23 protein-coding genes are annotated in these 22,614 nt (G+C 62.6%); 9 read left to right on the top strand and 14 right to left on the bottom strand.

The annotated features are described in order from the left end of the window. Positions 1 to 64: 64 nt before the first annotated feature. Positions 65 to 1,294 carry a benzoate/H(+) symporter BenE family transporter gene (locus tag RL_RS18095; protein WP_011652990.1) on the top strand — a complete coding sequence of 410 codons (1,230 nt, stop codon included), beginning with the start codon at positions 65 to 67 and terminating at the stop codon, positions 1,292 to 1,294. Between the two features lie 429 nt (positions 1,295 to 1,723). Then, on the top strand, positions 1,724 to 3,475 hold the full coding sequence (gene leuA, locus RL_RS18090) for a 2-isopropylmalate synthase (RefSeq protein WP_027664091.1): 1,752 nt from the start codon (positions 1,724 to 1,726) through the stop codon (positions 3,473 to 3,475). A gap of 91 nt (positions 3,476 to 3,566) precedes the next feature. On the opposite strand, the gene RL_RS18085 is transcribed toward leuA, so the two are convergent. Then, the gene (locus RL_RS18085; RefSeq protein ID WP_011652988.1) at positions 3,567 to 4,076 is read right to left on the bottom strand and encodes a winged helix-turn-helix transcriptional regulator; all 510 of its coding nucleotides are present in this window, start codon (positions 4,074 to 4,076) and stop codon (positions 3,567 to 3,569) included. 5 nt (positions 4,077 to 4,081) lie between these two features. Here RL_RS18085 and RL_RS18080 point away from each other — a divergent pair, with 5 nt between their 5' ends. Next, complete coding sequence (locus RL_RS18080; protein ID WP_011652987.1) at positions 4,082 to 5,062, top strand: quinone oxidoreductase family protein; 981 nt, start codon at positions 4,082 to 4,084, stop codon at positions 5,060 to 5,062. A gap of 56 nt (positions 5,063 to 5,118) precedes the next feature. Here the strand turns inward: RL_RS18080 and RL_RS18075 are convergent, their stop codons facing one another. The 4 genes from RL_RS18075 to RL_RS18060 form a co-directional block, all read right to left on the bottom strand. Continuing rightward, positions 5,119 to 5,964 (bottom strand): anti-sigma factor family protein, encoded by an 846-nt coding sequence (locus RL_RS18075; RefSeq protein ID WP_011652986.1) that lies wholly within the window; start codon positions 5,962 to 5,964, stop codon positions 5,119 to 5,121. Between the two features lie 2 nt (positions 5,965 to 5,966). Further along, a complete protein-coding gene (locus RL_RS18070; protein ID WP_011652985.1) occupies positions 5,967 to 6,476 on the bottom strand; it encodes an RNA polymerase sigma factor in 510 nt (169 codons plus the stop codon). Between the two features lie 190 nt (positions 6,477 to 6,666). After that, positions 6,667 to 7,227 carry a tetratricopeptide repeat protein gene (locus RL_RS18065; RefSeq protein ID WP_011652984.1) on the bottom strand — a complete coding sequence of 187 codons (561 nt, stop codon included), beginning with the start codon at positions 7,225 to 7,227 and terminating at the stop codon, positions 6,667 to 6,669. 159 nt (positions 7,228 to 7,386) lie between these two features. Next, positions 7,387 to 8,295, bottom strand: a complete 909-nt coding sequence (locus tag RL_RS18060; RefSeq protein WP_032992396.1) for a metallophosphoesterase family protein — start codon at positions 8,293 to 8,295, stop codon at positions 7,387 to 7,389. 70 nt (positions 8,296 to 8,365) lie between these two features. Here RL_RS18060 and RL_RS18055 point away from each other — a divergent pair, with 70 nt between their 5' ends. Beyond that, positions 8,366 to 8,845 carry an NUDIX domain-containing protein gene (locus RL_RS18055; RefSeq protein ID WP_026159971.1) on the top strand — a complete coding sequence of 160 codons (480 nt, stop codon included), beginning with the start codon at positions 8,366 to 8,368 and terminating at the stop codon, positions 8,843 to 8,845. Between the two features lie 6 nt (positions 8,846 to 8,851). Here RL_RS18055 and RL_RS18050 read toward each other — a convergent pair whose 3' ends face one another. Continuing rightward, positions 8,852 to 9,838, bottom strand: a complete 987-nt coding sequence (locus tag RL_RS18050; protein WP_028740747.1) for a glutathione S-transferase family protein — start codon at positions 9,836 to 9,838, stop codon at positions 8,852 to 8,854. A gap of 261 nt (positions 9,839 to 10,099) precedes the next feature. On the opposite strand from RL_RS18050, the gene RL_RS18045 reads away from it, so the two are divergent. After that, on the top strand, positions 10,100 to 10,663 hold the full coding sequence (locus RL_RS18045; RefSeq protein ID WP_086935558.1) for a GNAT family N-acetyltransferase: 564 nt from the start codon (positions 10,100 to 10,102) through the stop codon (positions 10,661 to 10,663). Here RL_RS18045 and RL_RS18040 read toward each other — a convergent pair whose 3' ends face one another. Genes RL_RS18040 through RL_RS18020 form a run of 5 tightly spaced genes read right to left on the bottom strand, consistent with a single transcriptional unit; the run spans position 10,664 to position 17,910 of the window. Next, complete coding sequence (locus RL_RS18040) at positions 10,664 to 11,080, bottom strand: GNAT family N-acetyltransferase (RefSeq protein ID WP_041936411.1); 417 nt, start codon at positions 11,078 to 11,080, stop codon at positions 10,664 to 10,666. It abuts the gene before it with no gap. A 4-nt stretch (positions 11,081 to 11,084) separates the two neighbouring features. Continuing rightward, positions 11,085 to 13,154, bottom strand: coding sequence for a membrane protein (locus RL_RS18035; RefSeq protein WP_011652978.1), 2,070 nt, complete (start codon positions 13,152 to 13,154; stop codon positions 11,085 to 11,087). 1 nt (position 13,155) lies between these two features. Further along, a complete protein-coding gene (locus tag RL_RS18030; protein ID WP_011652977.1) occupies positions 13,156 to 15,969 on the bottom strand; it encodes a DUF4159 domain-containing protein in 2,814 nt (937 codons plus the stop codon). Next, the gene (locus RL_RS18025) at positions 15,966 to 16,886 is read right to left on the bottom strand and encodes a DUF58 domain-containing protein (protein ID WP_011652976.1); all 921 of its coding nucleotides are present in this window, start codon (positions 16,884 to 16,886) and stop codon (positions 15,966 to 15,968) included. The genes RL_RS18030 and RL_RS18025 overlap by 4 nt, the downstream gene beginning before the upstream one ends. A 13-nt stretch (positions 16,887 to 16,899) precedes the next feature. Next, positions 16,900 to 17,910 carry an AAA family ATPase gene (locus RL_RS18020; protein ID WP_011652975.1) on the bottom strand — a complete coding sequence of 337 codons (1,011 nt, stop codon included), beginning with the start codon at positions 17,908 to 17,910 and terminating at the stop codon, positions 16,900 to 16,902. Positions 17,911 to 18,068: 158 nt separating this feature from the next. Here RL_RS18020 and RL_RS18015 point away from each other — a divergent pair, with 158 nt between their 5' ends. The 3 genes from RL_RS18015 to RL_RS18005 are packed head-to-tail and all read left to right on the top strand — an operon-like array spanning position 18,069 to position 20,589. Beyond that, on the top strand, positions 18,069 to 18,692 hold the full coding sequence (locus RL_RS18015; protein WP_011652974.1) for a DUF1285 domain-containing protein: 624 nt from the start codon (positions 18,069 to 18,071) through the stop codon (positions 18,690 to 18,692). Next, on the top strand, positions 18,689 to 19,339 hold the full coding sequence (locus tag RL_RS18010) for a CoA pyrophosphatase (RefSeq protein WP_011652973.1): 651 nt from the start codon (positions 18,689 to 18,691) through the stop codon (positions 19,337 to 19,339). The genes RL_RS18015 and RL_RS18010 overlap by 4 nt, the downstream gene beginning before the upstream one ends. After that, a complete protein-coding gene (locus RL_RS18005) occupies positions 19,336 to 20,589 on the top strand; it encodes a CCA tRNA nucleotidyltransferase (protein ID WP_011652972.1) in 1,254 nt (417 codons plus the stop codon). Before RL_RS18010 ends, RL_RS18005 begins: the two co-directional genes overlap by 4 nt. On the opposite strand, the gene RL_RS18000 is transcribed toward RL_RS18005, so the two are convergent. The 3 genes from RL_RS18000 to hemF all read right to left on the bottom strand — a co-directional run bounded on the left by RL_RS18000 (position 20,590) and on the right by hemF (position 22,174). Next, positions 20,590 to 20,775: a DUF1059 domain-containing protein gene (locus RL_RS18000; protein ID WP_003541778.1), complete on the bottom strand. Its 186-nt coding sequence runs from the start codon at positions 20,773 to 20,775 to the stop codon at positions 20,590 to 20,592. Between the two features lie 114 nt (positions 20,776 to 20,889). Then, positions 20,890 to 21,159: a hypothetical protein gene (locus RL_RS17995; protein ID WP_024319518.1), complete on the bottom strand. Its 270-nt coding sequence runs from the start codon at positions 21,157 to 21,159 to the stop codon at positions 20,890 to 20,892. Positions 21,160 to 21,262: 103 nt separating this feature from the next. Continuing rightward, positions 21,263 to 22,174: an oxygen-dependent coproporphyrinogen oxidase gene (gene hemF, locus RL_RS17990; RefSeq protein ID WP_011652970.1), complete on the bottom strand. Its 912-nt coding sequence runs from the start codon at positions 22,172 to 22,174 to the stop codon at positions 21,263 to 21,265. A gap of 178 nt (positions 22,175 to 22,352) precedes the next feature. Here hemF and RL_RS17985 point away from each other — a divergent pair, with 178 nt between their 5' ends. Further along, entirely contained in the window at positions 22,353 to 22,613 is a 261-nt protein-coding gene (locus RL_RS17985; RefSeq protein WP_003541775.1) for a hypothetical protein, read from the top strand. Position 22,614: the final 1 nt, after the last annotated feature.

The raw sequence follows: 22,614 nt of genomic DNA, 5'->3' as shown, positions 1-22,614 counted from the left end.
AGCGGCAAGGTCTGAACGGAAAGCAATGAATCCGGACTTGCGTCTGGGACAACCATCAGGCTCCATGCGCCATTCGCGCAGCTCGAGTCCCGCCATGCTCAAAGATTTTTCCGTTCAAGCCCTGTTCATGGGGCTGCTGACCGCCTTCGTCGGTTCCGCCAGTTCCTTCGCCGTTGTGCTGCACGGGCTGCAGGCGGTCGGCGCCACTGATGTACAGGCGGCTTCCGGGCTGATGGCATTGTCGATTTCCATGGGCGTCTGCGCGATCGTGCTGAGTGCTGTGACCCGATTGCCGGTCAGCATCGCCTGGTCGACACCGGGTGCCGCACTGCTGGCAAGCACCGGGGCAATCGAGGGCGGCTTCAATGCTGCGGTCGGGGCATTCCTGATCTGTGCTGCGCTGATTATCGTTGCGGGACTGTTCAAGCCGCTCGGGCGAGCGGTTGCCGCCATTCCGGCACCACTCGCCAATGCGATGCTCGCCGGCGTGCTGATCGGCCTCTGCTTCGCGCCGGTCAAGGCGATCGGCTTCAATCCGATGTTCGGCCTGCCGATCGTCGTTGCCTGGATCGTCGTCGGCGCCTTCAAGCGGCTTTGGGCGGTGCCGGCAGCACTCGCGGCTTTCGTGCTGGTGCTCGCCTTCGGCGTCGATATCCCTGACGGTGCGCTGGGTTCGCTGGAACAATCACTGGTGCCGACGGCGGAGATCGTCCGCCCGGTGTTCAATCTTGCCGGCCTCATCTCGATCGCGTTGCCGCTCTTCATCGTCACCATGGCCTCGCAGAACATTCCCGGTATCGCAGTGCTGAAGGTCAATCACTACGATCCAAAGCCCGGTCCGCTCTTTGCCGTCACCGGCTTCTTCTCGCTGCTCTCGGCGCCGTTCGGCGGCCACGCGGTCAATCTGGCGGCCATCACCGCGGCGATGTGCGCCGGGCAGGATGCCCATGCCGATCCGAAGCGGCGCTATTGGGCGTCCCTGATCGCCGGCGTCGGCTACATCATCCTCGGGCTGCTCGCCGGCGCGGTGACGGCCTTCGTCGCCCTTGCGCCCTCCATCCTGATCGAGGCGGTGGCGGGCCTGGCGCTGGTCGGCGCCTTCTCGTCCTCGGCGATGTCGGCCTTCCAGGCGCCGGACTCACGTGAGGCGGCGGCAATCACCTTCCTCGTCACCGCCTCCGGCGTTTCCTTCGGCGGTATTTCCGGCGCCTTCTGGGGCTTGATCGCGGGTGGGCTGATGCTGGCGCTGTCGCGGTTGGTGAAGATTTGGAAAGACCGGGCTCAGTCGAGGTGACGGAAGGTCGTTCTGCTCTCCAAATGCCGGATCCTGGCGCTTTCAGGCAACTCTGCCAGCAATAGGCTGGCAGTTCGTCGACCGTTGGCGACGACCAAAAGCCGGGCAAGGACTTGCCAGCGTCACCGCCCGAGGTTATAAGCGCGGTCATGAAGACCACTGGCGCCAGAATTTCTGACACGATTGCACGCGGCCGCATCGCCTTGCGTGACAATACGCGCGCCCTGACCTCGCTTCTTCTCCTCGGCCTTACGCGCGGTTGCCGGGTCCTTTGAGGAGCGCCCGGCGGCCGAAAGCCCGCCCGGCCATCGCTCCTCGCGACTCACTTTCAAAATTGACCTAACGACCGACAAGGTCCGCATTTGTTTATCGCCAAGCCCGACGTGATCGGCTAAGAGCGGGCAAATGCCGGGACGAGGAGACGATACGATGGACGCGAAGACGCAATCCCCCCGAGATAAGATGGCCTCCAAGAGCGAGATGAGTCCCGCAAAAGGCATGCCCGACGCCGCAGTGAAATACCGGGCCTATCCGCAGGTGAACATTCCCGACCGCACATGGCCGACGAAGACCATTACCAAGGCACCGGTCTGGTGCTCGGTCGACCTGCGCGACGGCAACCAGGCGCTTGTCGACCCGATGGGCCATGATCGCAAGGCGCGCATGTTCCACCTGCTGATCGAGATGGGCTTCAAGGAAATCGAGATCGGTTTCCCCTCGGCTTCGCAGACCGATTTCGACTTTGCCCGCTGGTGCGTGGAGGAGGGCAATGTGCCCGACGACGTCTCCCTGCAGGTGCTGGTGCAGTGCCGCCCGGAACTCATCACCCGCACCTTCGAAGCGCTGGAAGGCGCAAACCGGCCGATCGTGCACTTCTACAACTCGACCAGCGAGTTGCAGCGCCGCGTCGTCTTCGCCAAGGATGTGCAGGGCATCAAGCAGATCGCCGTCGATGCCGCCAAGATGATCACCGATATGGCCACGAAGGCCGGCGGCGGTTACCGCTTCGAATATTCCCCGGAGAGCTTTACCGGTACGGAACTCGATGTGGCGCTGGAGATCTGCAATGCCGTCATCGAGGTCGTCAAGCCGACGCCCGACAACAAGCTGATCATCAACCTGCCGTCCACCGTCGAGATGGCGACGCCGAACGTCTATGCCGACCAGATCGAATGGATGTGCCGCAACCTCGACAATCGCGAGAACCTGATCGTTTCGCTGCATCCGCATAACGACCGCGGCACCGGCATTGCCGCTGCCGAACTGGCACTGCTGGCAGGCGCCGACCGCGTCGAAGGCACGCTGTTCGGCAATGGCGAGCGTACCGGCAATGTCGACATGGTGACGATGGCGCTGAACATGTTCACGCAAGGCGTCGATCCCGAGATCGACTGCTCGAATATCGAGCGCATCAAGGAAGTGTTCGAATATTCGAACCAGATGGCGATCGGCGAGCGTCATCCCTATGTCGGCGAGCTGGTCTATACCGCCTTCTCCGGCTCGCATCAGGATGCGATCAACAAGGGCATGAAGGCAGCACAGGTCGCCAACCACCCGGTCTGGGAGGTGCCGTACCTGCCGATCGATCCGCGCGATGTCGGTCGTTCCTACGAGGCGATCATCCGCATCAACTCGCAGTCCGGCAAGGGCGGCATCGCTTATATTCTGCAGCAGGATTACGGGCTGAACCTGCCGCGTAACCTGCAGGTGGAATTCCGCGAGGATATCCAGCGCATCACCGACGTAGAGGGCAAGGAGCTTCCGTCCCGGCGCATTTACGACCGCTTCATCGAGCGCTACGTGACACAGCCGGAAGGGCGCCTGCGCTTCGTCGACCATCACACCTATCCCGACACTGAGCACAAGGGTCAGCGGATCGTCGCAGCCGAGATTACCGACAATGGAGAGATCAAGCGCATCGAAGGGCGCGGCAACGGCCCGATCGACGGCTTCATCAATGCGCTGTCGCATTATCTCGGCATCGAGATGTCGGTCGAGGACTATTCCGAGCATTCGCTCCAGCATGGCTCGAACGCGGCGGCGATCTCCTATGTCGAGACCTCCTATCCCGGCGGCAAACTCTTCGGGGCCGGCATCAATACCAACATCGTCGCGGCATCGCTGGAAGCGATCGTCTCGGCCGCTAACCGGGTGCTCGACGTGAAGGCCGGCAAGGCTTGATTTCGGAAGGCCTCAGGCCGCCACCGCACTACTGCATAATTCCTTAAGTCGGAATCGATTTAATGGTAAAATTATGAAGAAATTCAAAGTGTTACAGCGTCCTTTGCGCGTCTGAAAAGACGCGCGGCGCTGTGGCGCGGCGCGGCCTGACGATGCAGTCGGCAATCTCGCCGGCTTCGTTGCGCGCCTCTGCGTGGCGCTGGCCCCATTGGCAGAGCGCCAGCAGCACCGGTTCGAGGCCGAGGCCGAGTTCGGTCGCGCTGTATTCGACGCGTGCGGGGACTTCGGCGAAGATCTGGCGGGCGACCAGCCCGTGCTCCTCCATCTCGCGCAGCTGCTGGATCAGCACCTTCTGGGTAATGACGGGCATCATCCGCTTCAACTCCGACAGACGCTTCGGACCGGAGAAGACGTAATAGAGGATGACGGGCTTCCAGCGTCCTGAGATCACCTTCAGCGCACGCTCGACCGGCAGCTCGGGGAGTCTTTTCATCGGCTCAGCCATGGTCACCTCCTGGTGGGTATGGCACGAAAGAGTGTGTATTTTTATCTGATAGTCTATTGCTAAACCTGCCCCACGCCAATCAGACGTGAGGTTCATCTGCCATGAAAGCCGTCCAATTCACTCGCTTCGGTTCGCCCGGTGTTCTCGAGGTCGTAGAACTGCCGGTCCCCGAGCCGGGGCCGGGTGAGGTTCTCGTCCGCGTCCATGCGGCGGGTGTCAACTTCTTCGAGGTGTTGATGCGGGCCGACCGTTACGCCGTAACGCCCGATCTGCCGATGTCTCCCGGTGTCGAGGTCGCGGGTACGATCGAGCGAGCAGGGCCTGGTGCCGACCGCTCGCTCATTGGCATGAGGGTTGCCGTTCCTCTCTTTGCGATCGGGCGCGGTTCGGGCGGCTATGCCGAATTCGTCGCGGTCGACAGCGGGCCGGTGATGCAGCTGCCGGATGCGGTTTCTTTCGAGGCGGCTGCCGGGCTGATGGTGCAAGGGCTGACGGCGTTGCATCTGCTGCGCCGCAGTCCCGCGAAAGGCAAGAATGTTCTCGTGAGTGCGGCAGCGGGCGGTGTCGGGTCGCTGCTGGTGCAGCTCGCGAGACGTGACGGGGCCAAGATGGTGATCGCGGCGGCGAGCAGCAACGAGAAGAGGGCGCTTTCCCTGTCTCTCGGCGCTGATCATGCAGCCGATTATACGGCGCCTGGCTGGCAGGGGCACGTCAAAAGGCTGACCGGAGGGCTCGGCGCGGATATCATCTATGAAACCGTCGGCGGCGCGTTTTCCAGGGCGGCGCTCGATGCGCTGGCGCCTTGCGGCGAATTGGTGCTGGCGGCGATGGGGCGGTTCGGGCTTCAGGCGGCCGATGTCGAGCACATGCTTGATGACAATCAGTCAATCAAGGGATTTTCGCTGTTGCCGCTGGTGACGCCTCAGGGGGTGCGGGAGGATCTTGCCGAACTCTTCGAGCTTGCCGCGGCGGGCGCCCTGACGGTTTTCGACGGCGGTCGTTTCCCACTGCATCAAGCGGCGGAAGCGCATCGCGCCATCGAAGGGCGGCGGGCGGTCGGCAAGGTGGTGCTGGTGCCTTAAATCAAAGAAGGCGACGCACGATGTCGTGCGATACCGCTCGGCATCATGCTCGGCAATCAGATCGCGGCGGCGATCTCCATGGCGAGCTGGCCGAGCGTTGCTTCGGCGGAGGGGCCGGCAAGCACATAGGAGGTGCCGGCATTGTGCCAGGTCACGAGGCCGATCTCGTCCTTGATCGTTTCCTTGAAGTCGTCGGTCTCCGGCGGCTGCGCGTCCTTGCGGAAACAAATTGAGATGATGTCGCCATCGGAATTAGAATAGACGAGCTGTCCGACGGGGCGGCTATCGCCAAGGATGACGCGCGCGCCCTGGAAGGTCCAGGCTTCGGCACTCAGATCAGGCACGCGGAAGGGCACGCCGATCGCCGTCGTCAGCCAGCTGGAGATTTCCTCTGCCTGCGAGGCGGGCACTTCGACGAGATGACGGGGCTGGCGGATCAGCAGGCGTTGATAGGCGGTGACATCGCCCAGCCAGTCGCTGGTATTGGCCGGTGCCGTATTGGTGGTCGCCGTGCTGGCAATCTCGTCGGCATCCGGCGCGGTGCCGACGAAATAGCCTATACCACAACCGACGACAAAGAGGATGAGGGCGGCGGCCAGTGCCTGCGGGCCGCTCGGCGCCAGTTTCACTTGCGGGCGCGTGGCGCGCTGGGCGATCGGCGTTTTCGGCGGCTGCGTGCTCTTGATCGAGCGGACGAGGGCAAGCGGCACCGGCTCCTTCAGGATATCGTCGAGGCGGCGGCGGCCGAAATCAGCCCCGTGGCGCAGCTTCTCATGCAGCCGGCGCGCATTCTCTTCGCTTGCCAGACGCTGCTCCAGTTCGTGCCGCTGTTCAGGCGAGACTTCGCCGTCGAGAAGGGCGGTGAGCTGGGCTTCGAGCGGCAATTTCCTAAGATCGAGCAAATTCAGAACCTGTGGATCGGGTGGGTGCCGGCAAGCCCGGCGAAATGCAGCCTCGCGGTTGCGAGCTGCGAGACGACGTTTGCCACCGGAATGCCCATAATGTCGGCTGCCTGCTGGTAGCTGTGGCCTTCGACGTCGACCAGCAGAAACATGCTGGAAACGCCATCCGGCATATCGGAAATCATGTGATGGATGGTGTCGGGATCGACCGCGGCCGAGCGTTCGCGCGCGGCCTCGCGAATATCGGTGACGTTGCCGCGGACGGAAGCCTTCGGCTTGCGCTTGCGGTTGTCGTCGGCCCATTGCTGGCGGGCAAGCGTGTAGATCCAGCTTTCCAGCCGGCCTTCGCCGCTCCATTGATGACCTTTGGAGATGGCGCGCTGACAGACGGCCTGAACGAGTTCATCGGCCACGGCAACCTCACCCGCGAGCGTGATCGCGAAGCGGCGAAGGCGGGGCAGGAGGCCGACGAGATCACGCCGGAGATCGATGGTCGTTGCGGGCTGACGCATTGTCTATCCAAGAAGCATTCACAATGGTTTCGCGGACGAAGGGTTCGCCGTCGGGCGCGAAACCGACTTTATCGACGCCGTCGATGCATGTGCTTTATGAAACAAGTCTCCTGCACTTCGCAAGCATCCGGTCGTCGTCTTCATCCCTCTTTCCCAAGGGATTTTCGTATTGTGGCCTGCAAAGCTTGCGTCAATATGTCTTGTAGCCGTTCAAGCTTTGCAGCAGGGAGCGATAGGCCCAGGTGCCTTCGCCGCCGCGATCACGGATTTCGACAAGCTGGACGCGAGCGCCCTGGATGTCTCCCTGTTCCACCAGCGCCATGCCCATATAGGAGCGGGCGAGGATATAATTCTCATCCGCCTGCAACGCCTTGCGGTAGTAGGACATGCCGAGCTCCATGCGGCCGGCCTTGCGGTTGGCGTAGCCGAGATAGTTCAGGACGCGCGGGTCGTTCTGGTTGCGAGCGAGATTGAGCACGGTGATGGCGTTGTCATACTGGCCGGCATAGGCAAATTCGCGGGCGAACTGATAGAGATCGTCGTCGTTGAAGCTGCTCTTCTTCGGGTTGACACATTCCTTCTTGGCCTTGTCCCAGACCTTGCCGCCGGTGCAGGTCTTGGTCGTCTGGGTCTTCGGCGGCGGATTGGTGTCATCGTTGCTGTCGCCGGCCGCGAAAGCGGCCGTGGCGATGCCGAAGGCAAAGCCGGCGGCGAGCGAAAGTCTGGACAGGTGGCGGAAAGAAGAAGTCATCGGCGCGCTCCGTTCTCAGGCAATGCAGTTGCTCGGATTGTACGCTTACCACTAAAAATACCAAGAGGGTAAGCAACCTCTGTGGCAAATGTTGCGACGGTGGACTGATGTCCTCGCAGATCGATTCAAGTGTTGCACAAAAAGAGCTAGGAACCAGCGCTAAGGCGCGAAAATATCGGCGCTTTCCGGCATCACCGCGTCGCCGGCCCTGTTGAGGCTGAAGCGCTCGCCCCTGAGCTCCCAGGCGCCGGGAGAGCCATCGATGGAGAAGAGGTTGTAGGCGGCGGGCGGCTTGATGCTGCCCGGTCCCTGCGAGGCAGAGGCAATGCCGACGACCGGCACCGGCTGCATCTGGCCGCGCAGCCAATGAAGCGTGTTCAGGTGCGTATGGCCGTGCAGCACGAGTTCGGCACCGCCCGTCGAAATCACGGCGGCGAAGCGGCGGATGCCGATCATCCGTTTGTAGAAGGCCGTGGCGCCGCGGATCGGCGGGTGATGGATCATGACGACGCGGAAGAGACCGGCTTCGCCAGCCGCACGCAGTATGTTGACGGTATCGCGGGCCTGTCGTGCGCCGAAAAAGCCAGAGGCGGCGAAAGGAGGGGTGGCGACCGCCGTCGAACAGCCGACAATCGCGACTTTGCCGCGAACGCGCAGGTAGGGAAATATATGGCGGTTCTCCGGCCATTGCGGCGGAGCGAGATCGCCGCGGACATAATCGTACCAGGCGCGCATCGACTTCTCGTAGGAGCCGGGCACATAGGCATCGTGATTGCCGGGAACGACCGACGTGTCCGCGGGATCGCCGAGCGCGCGCAGCCAGGCGGCGGCGGCGCGAATTTCAATGCCGCTCGCCAGATTGACGAGGTCGCCGGTGACGGCCACGTGATCGGCCTGATGGGCGCGGATGTCGTCGAGCAGCAGATCCAATGTGCTGCCGAAAAGATGCTTGCGTCGATTTCGATGCCAGTTCACAAAGCCGGTTATGCGTTTTGAAAACAGCTCCTGAATGGAAAGACTGGGCAACGGCCCGAGGTGGACGTCGGAGATATGCGCGAGCTTGAACATGTTACGAGACATAGACCAGCTTATTGACAAATCAAACACATCGGGCGCGATGAAGAGCTGAAACGGAGCGATGGTGGATAAAGAGAACCGGCCCCTCTACATGAGGCTGGCGTTGCGCCTGCTGCATGTCTATTTCAGTTTCGTCCGCAGCATGACCATGGGCGTGCGTGCCGCCTGTTTCGATGCAGACGGACGCATCTTTCTCGTGCGCCACAGCTATGTCGGCGGCTGGCATATGCCGGGTGGCGGCCTGGAGCGCAACGAGACGGTCGAGGAAGCGCTTGTCAAGGAATTGCGCGAGGAGGGCAACCTCAGGATCATCGGCAAGCCGCAGTTGATCCAAGTCTACTTCAATACCACGACCACGCGGCGCGACCATGTCGTCTTCTACCGCGCGACCGTCGAGCAGACGGCGCCGCGGCCGCCGGACTGGGAGATATCCGACAGCGGCTTCTTTTCCCTCGACAACTTGCCCGAGGGCACGACCAAGGCGACACACCGTCGTCTCGCAGAGCTTCGCGGCGAGCAGGAGCCCGATCACCGCTGGTAAGAAATATCAGGCGGCATTTAGCCTGGCGCGGCCATGCGGGCTGTCGAGATCGAGCGCCGGGCCGACGGGAACGATGCCGGTCGGATTGATCGTCTTGTGGCTGCGGTAATAATGCTGCTTGATGTGGTGCAGGTTTACCGTCTCGGCCACGCCTGCCGTCTGGTAGAGGTCCCTGAGATAGCCGGGCAGGTTGCGGTAATCGGCGATGCGGCGGATGTTGCACTTGAAATGGCCGACATAGACGGCGTCGAAGCGCACCAGCGTGGTGAACAGGCGCCAGTCGGCCTCGGTCTGACGGTCGCCGAAGAGGTAACGGCCCTTGCCGAGGCGTTCATCGAGCAAGTCGAGTGTTTCGAACAATGTGCCGACGTTTTCGGCATAGGCTTCCTGGGTGGTGGCAAAGCCCGCCTTGTAGACGCCGTTGTTGACGGTGTCGTAGACGGTGGCGTTCAGCGCATCGATTTCGGAGCGAAGGTCCTCGGGATAGAAATCGGCTGTCGAGCCGGTCAGCCCGTCGAAGGCACCGTTGAACATGCGGATGATCTCGGCGGATTCGTTGTTGACGATCGTACCGGTCTTCTTGTCCCAGAGCACGGGAACGGTGACGCGGCCGGAATAGTGTGGATCGGCCCTGACATAGACCTGCCAAAGCGCGGACGCGCCGAAAAGGTGGTCGCCGGTGGCGCCGTCGCCGACCTTGAACTCCCAGCCGTTCTCGAGCATTAGCGGATCGACGACGGAAACCGAGATCAGCTCTTCGAGCTTCTTCAGCTTGCGGAAGATCAGCGTGCGGTGCGCCCAGGGGCAGGCGAGCGAGACATAGAGATGGTAACGTCCGGCCTCGGCCTTGAAGCCGCCGCTGCCGGAAGGGCCGGCCCCACCGTCAGATGTCACCCAGTTGCGGAACTGCGAGGGCTGCCGCTTGAAATGGCCCTTGCTCTCCTTCGTGTCGTACCAGGCGTCATGCCAGACGCCGTCCACTAGCATTCCCATGATCTTCATTCCCTTGATTGCGTGTTGGGAAGATATCGCAGATGGCAGGGCTTTACAGGCGGCAAAGATTGAACAGTGCGTCACATCGTTCGGGCACCGCATAATTCAGTGTTGCAGCGGCCCTTGTAGCTCTCGAAAAGATGCGCGGCGCTGTGGTCTTGCATTTTACGTTGGACGGCGGAAATTTTTCCTGCTATCGGCCTTTTCACGATTTTTGGACCCCTGCCTGATGTTCATTTCCAGAAACCCGCGACGACGCTGATGCTCCCGAACGCCCAATGCGTGTTCGAGACCCATCAATCTGTCCATCCGGTTTCTGTCATCATGTACAAGCACGATCTCGTCTACCTCACTGAAGACGCGTCTCATGACGCCGCCATCGAACACATCAACGAAGAAGCCTTCGGTCCCGGCCGTTTCACGCGCGCTGCCGCGCGCATCCGTGAGCAGGGGCCGCATGATCTGTCGCTTTCCTTCATCTGCACCGATAATGGTGAGACGATCGCTTCCGTGCGCATGACGCCGGTGCTGGCCGGCACGGTGAAGGGTCATCTGCTCGGCCCGCTCGCCGTTCGCCCCTCCCATAAGAACAAGGGCATCGGCCGGGAACTGGTGCGGATTGCGGTTGAAGCGGCAAGACGCAAGGGCTCGGAAGCAGTCATCCTCGTCGGCGACCCGCCCTATTACGGCCCGCTCGGCTTCGAGAAGGTCGCCTACAACGCGCTTTCCTTTCCAGGCCCGGTCGACCCCGGCCGCGTGCTCGTCGTTCCGATCGCCGAGGGCGTGCATGAGCGGCTGAAGGGCACAATCCACTGGCACGGATAATCAGAGATTCTTTCTGAGAAAGCTCCGCGTGCGGCCTTCCGGGAAATCCTCAAGCTCGCCGAAGACTTCATAGCCCTGACTGAGATAGGCGCGCAGCGCCTGCGGGTTGAAGGTATCGATCCAGGCACCGCGGCAACCCCGGGCTTTCGCCTCTTCTTCCGCCTTTGCGAGGATATTGCCTGATATACCGGTGCCGCGCAGGGTATCGGGAATATAGAGCATCTGGGTGAACAGCCAGCCCCAGGCGGTGAAGCCTGAAAGACCGCCCGTCACCTTGCCGTCGGTATCGCGGATGAGGACCGCAAGCGGCCGGCGATCCGATGGGCCGACATCGGCGTTGTTGAAGGCCGAGAGCGCATCGGTGATCACTGCCAGTTCCTCCGGCGAGGGCGAGGCGGTGAGCTCGAATTCCGGCATGAGATTAGCGCCCTTCGCGCCACCACATGGCGCCGAAGGCGAGCAGCAGGATGCCGACGCCGGCGAAACCGGCAAAGAGCGGCAGCGTGTTGATGCCCTTCAAGACCGTCTCGTTGGTCATGCGGATCATCATGCGATCGTTGTCGGAGACGCGGACCTGGCCGCGCACCGGCAGGATCGGCGGCACGGAGATCGCGCCATTTGCATTGGAGACGCGGACGACGAGACCCTTGCTTCTATCGGCGACCGGCTGCAGCACATCGGTCGTCGAGATCATCGCCTTGAATTCCGGTGCGTCGACGGCGCCGATATGGACAAGCGTCGACAGCCTGCCGTTGCGGACTTCGAAGAGGCCGATTTCGTCCATCCTCTTCTCGGCCTTGTAGAGCCCCGGTTCGGACTGCGTGAGCGGCAGCGTTTCGGTCTTGCCGGAGGGATAACGCACGGTGGCATTGCCGGGATTGTCGCCGATCGTCTGGCGGGTGACTTCAAGGGTCCGGCCGGAGGCGCGCGCCGTCAGCGCTTCTTCCTCGAGCGCCGGCTCCTTCATCAGCCAATGGGCGATACGGCGATAGAGCGAAACGTTCGGACCGCCGCCTTCGAAGCCGCGCGCCCAGAGCCAGCCCTGATCGGAAAGCAGCATGGCGACGCGGCCCTGACCGGCGCGGTTCAGCACCAGCAGCGGGTGGTTGTCGGCGCCGAGCATGATCGTCTCGCCCTGCGGCCGGTCGACATCGACGCTGCGGAACCAGCGGCCCCAATGCGGCGGGTCCTCGCCCGAACCGTCCAGGCCGCGCGTGACCGGATGTTTGCGGCCTTCCTCGGAGAGGCGGGGATAAAAGGCCTTCTCGATCATCTCTCCGGTGGGCGTTGCGGGCAGGACCGAGGAAAGCGGCGTCAGCGCAATGGAATCGGGGCCGGCATGCTCTGGACCGGCGGCGATCAGCAGCGCGCCGCCGTTGTCGACATATTGGGCGATGTAATCGTAATAGAGCAGCGGCAGCACGCCGCGGTGCTGGTAGCGATCGAAGATGATCAGGTCGAAATCCTTGATCTTGTCGACGAAGAGCTCGCGCGTCGGGAAGGCGATCAGCGACAGCTCGTTGATCGGCGTGCCGTCCTGCTTTTCCGGCGGACGCAGGATGGTGAAGTGGACGAGATCGACCGAGGCATCGGATTTCAGCAGGTTGCGCCAGGCGCGCTCGCCGGCATGCGGCTCGCCGGAGACGAGCAGGACGCGGAGATTCTGGCGGATGCCGTCGATGACATGGACGGCGCGGTTGTTGGCGGTGGTGACTTCGCCGGGAAGTGCTGCGACCGAGAATTCGAGCACATTGCTGCCGCCACCCGGCACCTTGAAGGAGAACGGCGTATCCTGCCCGGGTGTCGCCTGCAGGGTGGCGATCTCGTCACCATTCAGCTTCACCGTGACATCGGCCGTGCCGCCGGGGCTCGGGCCGTCGTCGAAGACGCGCAAGATCACCTGCTGCTCTTCGTTGACGATGCCGAAACGTGGTCCCTTGATGACTTCGATGCGGCGATCGAATTCGTTGGCCTTGCCGGTTACGAGGCCATGGATCGGCGCGTCGAAACCGAGCGCCTGATTGGCGCCCGGAACATCATGGACTTCACCGTCGGTCAGCATGATGGCGCCGCCGATACGGGCGGGCGGGACATCGGCAATGTTGGCCGACAGCGCGTCGAACAGACGCGTGGACGGCACGTCGGAATTGACGTCTCCTTCGACATCGACGAAGCGGGGCTCTATCTGGGGGAAACGCGCGAGCTGCCCCTTCAAGGTTGCAAGCGCATCGTCGGTCATCTTGACGCGATCGGGCGTCTGCTGGCTCTGGCTTCGATCGACAAGAACGGGAACGATCGTCGACAACTGATCCCGATCTTCCTGCAGCAGCACAGGATTGGCAAGCGCGGTCAGCATGGCGAGTGCTGCCAGCGTTCTGATCCAGGCGCCGCGAATGCCGCGCCAGATCGCGAAGGCGGCGACGATGGCACTGACGACAGCCAATGCAGCCAGAATCGACCAGGGCAGGAAGGGCGAAAAGTCGAACGTCATCTCATTGTCCTAACCGTTCGAGGAGGTCGGGAACATGGACCTGGTCGGTCTTGTAGTTGCCGGTCAGCATGTACATCATAATGTTGACGCCGGAACGGTAGGCATATTCGCGCTGCGTTTCATCCGACGGCACGGTCGGCAGTATCGGTACGCCGTTCTCGTCGATCGCCCAGGCGCCGGCGAAATCATTGCCGGTGATCAGGATCGGCGAAACGCCGTCGGCCGTCGCCGCCGACTTTTCGCTCGGCCCCTGACCGCCTTGCCGGGCCTCGATCCAGAGAGGGCTGCCGGCATAACGACCGGGAAAGCTCGACAGCAGATAGAAGGATTTCGTCAGCACGTGATCTGACGGTACCGGCTCGAGCGCCGGAATGTCGAGATTGGCGAGGATTGCCTGCAGCCTCTCACCGTTGGCGCTGACATTGCCGCCATTGTCCAATGCGCTGATCTGATCGCGCGTATCGAAAAGCACGGTGCCGCCATTGCGCATATAGGCATCGATACGGCTGATCGCTGCCGACGATGGCATCGGCGCCGTTGCCGAAACCGGCCAGTAGATGATCGGATAAAAGGAGAGCTCGTCTTTAGTGAGGTCGATGCCGACGGGCGGCGCCGGCTCCAGCGTCGTGCGAAAAGTCAGGAACTGGGTCAGTCCCTCGAGACCGCGCTCGGATATATTGTCCACGTCCTGTTCGCCGGTGACGACATAGGCGAGGTGGGTGTTATCAAGTCTTTGCAGGATGAGGTCGTCGCCGGGTTGGGAGTCGTCAGCGTGAAGCGTGCCGGGTTGGATGAGAAAGCCGGCGCAGACGGCGACCGCGATCATCGCGGCGGTGCGGACAGCCGGGCGCAATCGCGAGAATGCGCCATTCATGAAGAGGACGATCAGGCTATCGGCCAAGAGCAGCAGGAAGGCTGCGAGAAAGAGTGCGGGTTTTGCCGACCAGCTTTCGCCGCCGATCAGGCCTTCGCGCACGGCATTGGTCCCTGTTGTGTCGATCGGCTTCAGTTCGGCGTTCTCGGGGAGCACGTTCAGGGAGGTGAAACCATCCTCCGAACCGTAGAGCCCGGGAGGGTTGTCGAAATTCGCCGTCGGTTCGACGCCGGCTTGTGGAATGAGCGGCCGCGCCGATCCTGTCTCGGAGACGAGCGTGCCCTTGGCCGTCAGCATGCGGAATGGCGGCAGGGTTTCCGAAACACGCGCATTGCCGCGCGCCTCCGATGTCACGCCGCCCGAGCGCGATATCTGCAGGAGGTGGCGCAGCATGTCGACGAAAGTGCCGGAGATCGGCAGATCGGACCAGGTTGCTTCCGCCGTGACGTGAAACAGGACGATCTGGCCGGATGCGAGCTGCTTCATCGTCACGAGCGGCGTTCCGTCAGCCAGGCTTGCCCAGGTGCGTTCGGCAAGATCGGGTGTCGGTTCGGCAAGCACCTGCCGCTTGACGACGACATCGGAGGGACGCGCTATGCCGGCGAAAGGTCCGAAACTCGGAAATTCGGCAAGCGATTGCGGCTCGCTCCAGGACAAGGTACCGCCCAGCGCCCGTTCTCCCTGACGCAGGATGACAGGGATCAGCGGATCGTCCGCAGGGGCTGCCGCCATGCGCGGGCCGGCAAAACGCAGGAGCATGCCGCCATTCGATATCCAGCGCGTTAAAGGCTCGTAGGTCTCCTCCGGCAGCCGGCCGATATCGGCCATGATGACGATGGAGGGATTGCTGGTGAGAAGTTTTGGTATTGCGACCGAAAGATCGGAATCGGCAGGTTGGATCAGATCCGCATAGGGTTGCAGCGCCCGCTGGATATAATAGAGCGGCGAGAGCAGCGGCTGGAACTCGTCCCCTCCTTCGCCTGACAGCAAGACGACGCGGCGGCGCTTGAATGCGTCGTCGAGAAGGTGGACGGCGCCTGCCGTCGCGCCGTTGTCGACGCTGACGCGCGCGAAATCGTTGCGCATCTCGAAGGGGGCGGTGATCGAACTGGTCGCGACGCTCTGGCCGGGGCGGAAATCCGCCCTGCCATTGGCGATCGAGCGGCCCTGGGTATCGACGGCGTTCAGCGCTACCGATGCTGCCTGTGAACTGTTGAGCCGCGTAACCTTGACGGTCATGGCATCCGCCGCATTGTTGGCCGCCGTGATCGCGACCGTCCGCGCGGCATCGCCCTCGATCAGGCGCAGATCGGCGGGCTGAAGTTCGGCGAGCCTGCGCACCGTCGCGTCGTCGGGCCTGGCGGCGGTGCCGTCGGTCAGGAAGGCGAGGGTGCCGGGCTTGATGCCGTTCAGGGCGGCGCGCAGCGCCTGGAAGGCGCGTTCGCGGTCCGGCACCAGCGGTCGCGGCTCGGCGGCGCGCAGCTTGTCGCGGGCGGCAGCGGCGGTGCCGGGCACGGCGTCGTTGGTCGGATCGGCAGTGAAGGCGATCGACACGGGTGTGCCGGCGGATTCGGCGTCGTCTATCAACGCGTCGGCGGTCTGGATGCGGCGCTCCCAGTCGGGTGCCGCTGCCCAGCTATTGTCGACGAAGAGCACGAGCGGGCCACCTGATGCGAGCGAACTGGTGCGTGGATTGAAAACCGGATCGGCGATCGCGAGGATGATGGCGGCAGCGAGCAGCATGCGCAGCAGCGTCAGCCACCAAGGGCTTTGCGCCGGCGTCTCCTCGCGCTTCAGCACCGAGGCGAGGATTTTCAGCGGCGGAAAGACTTCGGTCTTCGGGCGTGGCGGCGTCAGCCGCAGCAGCCACCAGATGACGGGCAAGGCGACGAGCGCGCCGAGAATGGCGGGATAGGCGAAAGCGAAGGGAAGGGCGTTCATAGCTGCCCTCCATGCGTTGCCTTGGCCGGCATGCCGGACAGATACATGTGCACCGCGACCAGCGCCTCCGACGCAAGGTGATCGGTGCGGTGGTTCGCGAAGGTCCAGCCGAGATGGCGCAGCGACTGGCCGAGGCTGTCCCTGCGGGCGAGGTAGGCGTTGCGATAGGCCTCGCGGATATGTTCGGCGCGGCCGGAGATAAGCTTGGCGCCGCTCTCCGGATCGGTGAATTCGGTTCGGCCGCTATAGGGGAATATCTCTTCGGCGGGATCTGATATCTCGACCACGTGGCCGCGCAGGCCGCGGCGGGCAAGCGGGCCAAGCCGTTCCATGATTGCCGGCGCATCGTCGAGGAAATCGCCGATAAGGACGAGGTCGCTCCAGCCGCGGATCATCGCCGTTTCTGGCAGACCGCCGGTCAGCGGCGTGTGCATCAGCGCGGCTGCGAGACGTTCGGCGGCGTTGCGGGCGGAGGCGGGTTCCATGATGCCGGGGCAACCGATGCGCTCGCCGGAGCGGGCGAGGATCTCGGCAAGCGCCAGCATGATGACCAGCGCGCGGCTTTCCTTGGAGACGCTGCCATAGCTCGACTTGTACATCATCGAGGGCGACATGTCGCACCAGAGCCAGATCGTGTGCGCCGCCTCCCATTCGCGCTCGCGCACGTAAGTATGGTCGTCGCGGGCGGAGCGGCGCCAGTCGATGCGCGACAGGCTCTCGCCCTCGGAATAGGGACGGAACTGCCAGAAATTCTCGCCGATGCCGCGCTTGCGGCGACCATGCCAGCCGGCGATTACGGTGTTGGCGATGCGCTTGGCTTCCACCAGGCAGTCCGGCACCAGGGCGGCCCGCTGCCTGGCGCGGGAAAGGGCATCGCTGCCTGACGTCGGGTCGACGATCTGTCCGATAGATGCCACGCGTCCGGCTTCCTTATCCCTTTGCCTGCTTGACCAGTCCGGCGATGACGTCACGCACCGACATGCCTTCGGCGCGGGCGGCGAAAGTCAGCGCCATGCGGTGCTGGAGAATGGGTTCGGCGAGCGCGAAGATATCGTCCAGAGACGGGGCGAGACGGCCTTCGTAGAGCGCGCGGGCACGCGCGCAGAGCATCATCGCCTGGCCGGCGCGCGGGCCTGGACCCCAGGCGACGTTCTTGTCGGTCGAGGCATTGCCCTGTCCTGGACGGGCGGAACGCACCAGCGCCAGGATGGCATCGACAACCGTGTCGCTCACCGGCATCTGGCGCACCAGGGTCTGGATCTCGAGCAGCCGCTGGGCATCGATGATGGCTTCGGGCCGGGTTTCGCCCAGGCCCGTCGTCTCGAGCAGGATCTGGCGCTCGGCGGCGAGTTCAGGGTAATTGACGTCGACCTGCAGCAGGAAGCGGTCGAGCTGGGCTTCGGGCAGGGGATAGGTGCCTTCCTGCTCGAGCGGGTTCTGGGTGGCGAGCACATGGAAGGGCGCCGGCAGGTCATAACGCTGGCCAGCGATCGTGATATGGTATTCCTGCATGGATTGCAGAAGGGCCGACTGGGTACGCGGCGAGGCACGGTTGATCTCGTCGGCCATCAGGAGCTGGGCGAAGACCGGGCCCTTGACGAAACGGAAGGAGCGGCGTCCACTATCGTCCTGGTCCATCACCTCGGAGCCGAGAATATCCGAGGGCATCAGGTCCGGCGTGAACTGGATGCGGTTGGCGGCAAGGCCGAGCACCTCGCCGAGCGTCGTCACCAGTCTGGTCTTGGCAAGGCCTGGAACGCCGACGAGCAGGGCATGACCGCCTGACAGCACGGCGAGAATGGTGTTCTCGACGACGCTTTCCTGACCGAAGATCACCTTCGAGACTTCCCCGCGGATGGCGGCGATATCGGAGAGCGCCTTTTCGGCGGCGGCGACGATCGCCTTATCATCGAGGCTGGCTTCGGTCTTCATCATACCCATGCGTATCTCCAACGGCTGAAATCATTCGGCAGCGAATCGGCGGACTTATACCTGTGCCTCATACCCGATAGAGTTATGGAGATGTGACGGGCTGACAAGTTCGTTGCGAATGACTATCTCGTGACTTTACTTCGTTAAGGACAAACCGGGACGGAAGAATGGCAGCCGAGGAAATCAGCGGACAGGCGGATGCGGCGGGACTTGCCGCACTGATTTCGCGCGCGTCTCAGGAAAATGCCGGCAAAAAACGAGGATTACCGCCGGTCGAGCGGTGGAATCCGCCTTTCTGCGGCGATATCGACATGGAAATCCGGGCGGACGGCACCTGGTTCTACATGGGCACGCCGATCGGCCGACCGGCGCTGGTGCGGCTGTTCTCGACGGTTTTAAGAAAAGACGACGACCAGAAGACCTATCTCGTAACTCCTGTGGAAAAGGTCGGTATAAGGGTCGTCGACGCGCCTTTCATCGCCGTGGAGATGAGCGTGACGGAGGGGCAAGGCCAACAGGTGCTAACCTTCCGCACCAATGTCGGCGATGTCGTGGAGGCGGGAGGAGAGCATCGGCTGCGCTTTGCCATTGCGGGCGAGAATGCCGAATTGAAACCCTATCTGCATGTGCGCGGGCGGCTGGAGGCGCTGGTGTCGCGTGCGGTGATGTATGAACTGGTGGCGCTCGGCGAGACGCTCGAGGTCGAGGGACAGGTGATGTTCGCCGTCCGCTCCGCCGGAGAGGTCTTTGCGATGATGCCGGCCGATGAACTGGATGCGCTTTCCCGATGAATGATGCGATTACCCAACGTTATCCGCTGTTTTCCGCAGCCGAATTCCGCCGCCGCGCGCTCAACCAGAATGGTGGGCCGGTCGATCATGCCTGGCGCGATCACGGGGACCACATCCTCAATCCCGATATCGTCGCCGAGGTCGAGACCTTCAAGCTGCGCGACGCCGCCGTGCTCGTGCCCGTCGTCGACGACGGCGAGGAAGCGCATGTGATCTTCACCAAGCGCACGGCGACGCTGCGCAAACATTCCGGGCAGATCGCCTTTCCCGGCGGCTCGATCGATCCCGCCGATATCTCGCCCGAAATGGCGGCGATCCGCGAGACGGAGGAGGAGATCGGCCTGGCCGGTTCCTTCGTCGAAACCGTCGGGCGGCTGCCGAATTACCTTGCCTCGACGGGCTTCCGCATTACGCCGGTGCTCGGCGTCATCTCGCCGGGCTTTGCGCTGACGCTGAACCCGACCGAGGTGGACGACGTGTTCGAGGTGCCGCTTTCCTTCCTGATGGATCCTGCCAATCACACCCGCGACAGGCGCGTCATCGATGGCATCGACCGGCATTTCTATCGCGTGCCCTACGAAACCAGAATGATCTGGGGCATTACCGCCGGCATCGTCCGCACGCTTTACGAAAGGCTTTATGCATGACCGGCATCGCCGACCAAGCATGGTTCCGCGACCCGGCCCTCGGCCGGATCTTAGCGCTTCTCAGCGCCGATGGGGGGGAAGGGCGGGTGGTTGGCGGTGCTGTGCGCAACAGCCTGATGGGCCTGCCGGTCAATGATATCGACATCGCCACGACACTCAGACCGGAGACGGTTATGGAACGGGCGGAGGCGGCCGGCATCAAGGCAGTCCCAACCGGTCTCGATCACGGCACGGTGACGCTCGTCATCGACGGCAAGCCCTTCGAGGTGACGACCCTTCGCACCGACGTCGAGACCGACGGACGCCGTGCCAAGGTTGCCTTCAGCACCGACTGGAAGGCAGACGCCGAACGGCGGGATCTGACGATCAACGCGCTTTATGCCGATGCGGGGGGCGAAGTGGTCGACCTCGTCGGTGGGCTTGCCGACATTGAGAGGCGCAACATACGCTTCATCGGCGATGCGGCAATGCGTATTGCCGAGGATCATCTGCGCATCCTGCGTTTTTTCCGCTTCTTTGCCTATTATGGTTCCGGACGGCCGGATGCAGAGGGGCTGAAGGCATGCTCCGCGGCGCGTTCGAAACTGACGTCGCTTTCGGCAGAACGGGTCTGGTCTGAACTGCGAAAGCTGCTAGGTGCTGCCGATCCCGGCCGCGCGCTGCTCTGGATGCGGCAAGTGGCGGTGCTGACGGAAATTCTGCCGGAAACCGAACGATGGGGGATCGATGCGATCCCTTCGCTGATCACCACCGAAAAGGCGCTCGGCTGGTCGCCCGATCCGCTGCTGCGCCTAGCGGCGATCGTGCCGCCCGATGTGGCGCGGCTGGAGGCGCTTGCAGCCCGGCTCAAGCTCTCGAATGCGGAAGCGGCCACTCTCAAGGCCTGGGCAATGGCAGCGCCAGTCAATGACGACATGTCGTCGGCCGCCTTCGAACGGCTGCTTTACCGCAACGGCGCCGGCGGCATCACGACACGGCTGAAGCTGGCGCTTGCGGTTGCGCGCGGCAAGGCTGAAAGCGATTTCGATGAAATGGCGCGGTCGGCGCGGCTTATCAAGCTGCTGGACAGGGCAATGCATTGGAAGAAGCCACAGTTTCCGCTGAACGGTGGTGACGTGATTTCGGCGGGAATCGCGTCCGGTCCGCGCGTCGGCGAGCTGCTGGCCGGTCTGGAAAACCAGTGGGTGGAGGAAAACTTCGTTTCCGACCGGGCGGCGCTGCTCGCCCGGCTGCAGGAACGCGTGCAATAATCAGGCTGCGTTCGCCTCGTCGCGGATGCGAGCCTTGATATTATCCACCATGTTCTCGCGGATCGTGGTTTCGCCGTGAGCGTCTTTCAGGTGCTCGACGGTCCGGCGGACGACCTCGGCGTCATTATCCGCCCTGGTATGCCAGGCGCAGCCGGGAACGAGTGTGCCACATTCGAAAAGTCGCATGGTCTTTTCCTCTATCCTGAACACAATGACAATCGCGCTTTCACGCGACTGATGAATGTGCGGGAGGAGAGAAGGTTCCGGCCGGCATCGACATGCCAGCCGGCAAAAGCAGCATCAGTCGGGCATCGCCCAGGCTTTGTAAGTATCCGAAAGGTGCTCGGGCATGTTGCTGTTGGCGGCCGCTGCTTCGTTCTGCAGCTGTTCCGGCGACTTTCCGCCGGCCAATTGCAGCTTGACCTGCTCGATGAAGCAGGACAGCGGCAGATCCGAGCCGCTCTTGGTCCTGAGTTGCTCGGCGATGCGCGTTAGAAACTCCGGGGTGTCGATCGTGCGGGATGTTTCCTGGACATCCGCGGACGCAGGCGAGCCACTTTGTATCGTCATGACAATCCTCCTCCGATTGTTACGCACATACATATAAAGTTAGGACTCACTGAGTTTTCGTGAAGGTCTATCACCTCGAATTTATCGACAAGATATCACAGTTTCATGGCCAGCGGACGACAGGGGGCAGCGAGGAGAGAATGGATTCGACGTTGCCGCCGGTCTTCAGGCCGAAGATCGTGCCACGATCATACAGCAGATTGAATTCGACGTAGCGGCCCCGGCGGATCAATTGTTCGTCGCGGTCGGCCTCTGTCCACAACTTATTGAAGTTGGAGCGAACGATCTTCGGATAAACCATGGCGAAGGCTCGGCCAACATCGCGCGTGAAAGCGAAATCGGCGTCCCAGCCGCCGGCTTCCTCGCTTGAATGCAGCCAGTCATAGAAGATGCCGCCGATGCCGCGGGCCTCGTTACGGTGTTTCAGGAAGAAATATTCGTCGCACCAGGTTTTGTACGCATCGTAGTCGGCGACGGCATGATTGCGGCAGGCGATTTCCATGGCCTTGTGGAAGAGCTGGCTATCCTCGTCCTCCTGCGTGCGGCGGCGCGACAGCACCGGCGTCAGGTCGGCGCCGCCGCCGAACCAGCGGCTGGTGGTGACGACCATGCGAGTGTTCATGTGCACGGCCGGAACGTTGGGGTTGACGGGATGGGCGATCAGCGAGATGCCCGAGGCCCAAAAACGCGGATCGTCCTTGGCGCCGGGTATCTGGGCGCGGAAATCCGGGGCGAATTCGCCGTAGACAGTGGAGGTATGGACGCCGACCTTTTCGAAGACGCGGCCTTCCATCATCGACATCCGGCCACCGCCGCCGGCGCCGTTTTCGCGTGACCAGTCCTTGGCGACGAAGCGGCCGGGCTCCTGATCGGAAAGCGGCCCTTCCAAGTCATCCTCGATGGCTTCGAAGGAGGCGCAGATCGTATCGCGCAATCCCTCGAACCAATTGCGGGCGGCAGCCTTCTTCTCTTCGATATCGTCAGGCAAGCCGATCGGCAGTTCCGGTCGTTCCATTTACGCCTCCAACGGTCGGCATCTCCGTCGGAGGCGACTCGCTCATTCTTGATTGCACGTCATGATTAGCAGTTGGTGCTGCATCTCGCCAAGCCGAGGCAAGCACCGCCGAGCACTTCCAAGATTCGACTCGCAAATCAAGAATTTCGATACTACCTTTTCCAAGGAGGTAGGTTTGATGAAGAAAGTTCCAGGGCCTCCGTCCTTCGACGGCCTGAAGCGCAGGATAGCGAGACATCGGGCGGAAAATCCCCCGAGCAAGAAAGACCATTTCGTGCGTGAGACATATTGCCTCGGCCTCATGGACGCACGCGCCAAGGCGCGCGAATGGTTCGACGAATATCCGAAAGCCGCCTATTGGACCGAGGTGGAGAGTTGGCGCCAGCTCGATGGTGACCAGATCGAATTCACCATGCGCCGCCTGCCTTCGGCCGACTGAC

It is taken from the genome of Rhizobium johnstonii 3841, from assembly GCF_000009265.1.
Lineage (GTDB): Bacteria > Pseudomonadota > Alphaproteobacteria > Rhizobiales > Rhizobiaceae > Rhizobium > Rhizobium acaciae.
This window is presented reverse-complemented; position numbering and strand designations above follow the sequence as displayed.

What these genes read in the sequence shown, in the direction of transcription:
- RL_RS18085 (WP_011652988.1), bottom strand. Translation starts at nt 4,076, where the DNA reads ATGAACCTCACGTCTGATTGGCGTGGGGCAGGTTTAGCAATAGACTAT.
- hemF (WP_011652970.1), bottom strand. Translation starts at nt 22,174, where the DNA reads ATGGAACGACCGGAACTGCCGATCGGCTTGCCTGACGATATCGAAGAG.
- RL_RS18015 (WP_011652974.1), top strand. Translation starts at nt 18,069, where the DNA reads ATGGCAGCCGAGGAAATCAGCGGACAGGCGGATGCGGCGGGACTTGCC.
- RL_RS18020 (WP_011652975.1), bottom strand. Translation starts at nt 17,910, where the DNA reads ATGGGTATGATGAAGACCGAAGCCAGCCTCGATGATAAGGCGATCGTC.
- RL_RS18070 (WP_011652985.1), bottom strand. Translation starts at nt 6,476, where the DNA reads ATGCGTCAGCCCGCAACGACCATCGATCTCCGGCGTGATCTCGTCGGC.
- RL_RS18005 (WP_011652972.1), top strand. Translation starts at nt 19,336, where the DNA reads ATGACCGGCATCGCCGACCAAGCATGGTTCCGCGACCCGGCCCTCGGC.
- RL_RS18055 (WP_026159971.1), top strand. Translation starts at nt 8,366, where the DNA reads ATGGTGGATAAAGAGAACCGGCCCCTCTACATGAGGCTGGCGTTGCGC.
- RL_RS17985 (WP_003541775.1), top strand. Translation starts at nt 22,353, where the DNA reads ATGAAGAAAGTTCCAGGGCCTCCGTCCTTCGACGGCCTGAAGCGCAGG.
- RL_RS18030 (WP_011652977.1), bottom strand. Translation starts at nt 15,969, where the DNA reads ATGAACGCCCTTCCCTTCGCTTTCGCCTATCCCGCCATTCTCGGCGCG.
- RL_RS18050 (WP_028740747.1), bottom strand. Translation starts at nt 9,838, where the DNA reads ATGGGAATGCTAGTGGACGGCGTCTGGCATGACGCCTGGTACGACACG.
- RL_RS18095 (WP_011652990.1), top strand. Translation starts at nt 65, where the DNA reads ATGCGCCATTCGCGCAGCTCGAGTCCCGCCATGCTCAAAGATTTTTCC.
- RL_RS18065 (WP_011652984.1), bottom strand. Translation starts at nt 7,227, where the DNA reads ATGACTTCTTCTTTCCGCCACCTGTCCAGACTTTCGCTCGCCGCCGGC.
- leuA (WP_027664091.1), top strand. Translation starts at nt 1,724, where the DNA reads ATGGACGCGAAGACGCAATCCCCCCGAGATAAGATGGCCTCCAAGAGC.
- RL_RS18045 (WP_086935558.1), top strand. Translation starts at nt 10,100, where the DNA reads ATGCTCCCGAACGCCCAATGCGTGTTCGAGACCCATCAATCTGTCCAT.
- RL_RS18035 (WP_011652978.1), bottom strand. Translation starts at nt 13,154, where the DNA reads ATGACGTTCGACTTTTCGCCCTTCCTGCCCTGGTCGATTCTGGCTGCA.
- RL_RS17995 (WP_024319518.1), bottom strand. Translation starts at nt 21,159, where the DNA reads ATGACGATACAAAGTGGCTCGCCTGCGTCCGCGGATGTCCAGGAAACA.
- RL_RS18080 (WP_011652987.1), top strand. Translation starts at nt 4,082, where the DNA reads ATGAAAGCCGTCCAATTCACTCGCTTCGGTTCGCCCGGTGTTCTCGAG.
- RL_RS18000 (WP_003541778.1), bottom strand. Translation starts at nt 20,775, where the DNA reads ATGCGACTTTTCGAATGTGGCACACTCGTTCCCGGCTGCGCCTGGCAT.
- RL_RS18060 (WP_032992396.1), bottom strand. Translation starts at nt 8,295, where the DNA reads ATGTTCAAGCTCGCGCATATCTCCGACGTCCACCTCGGGCCGTTGCCC.
- RL_RS18040 (WP_041936411.1), bottom strand. Translation starts at nt 11,080, where the DNA reads ATGCCGGAATTCGAGCTCACCGCCTCGCCCTCGCCGGAGGAACTGGCA.
- RL_RS18010 (WP_011652973.1), top strand. Translation starts at nt 18,689, where the DNA reads ATGAATGATGCGATTACCCAACGTTATCCGCTGTTTTCCGCAGCCGAA.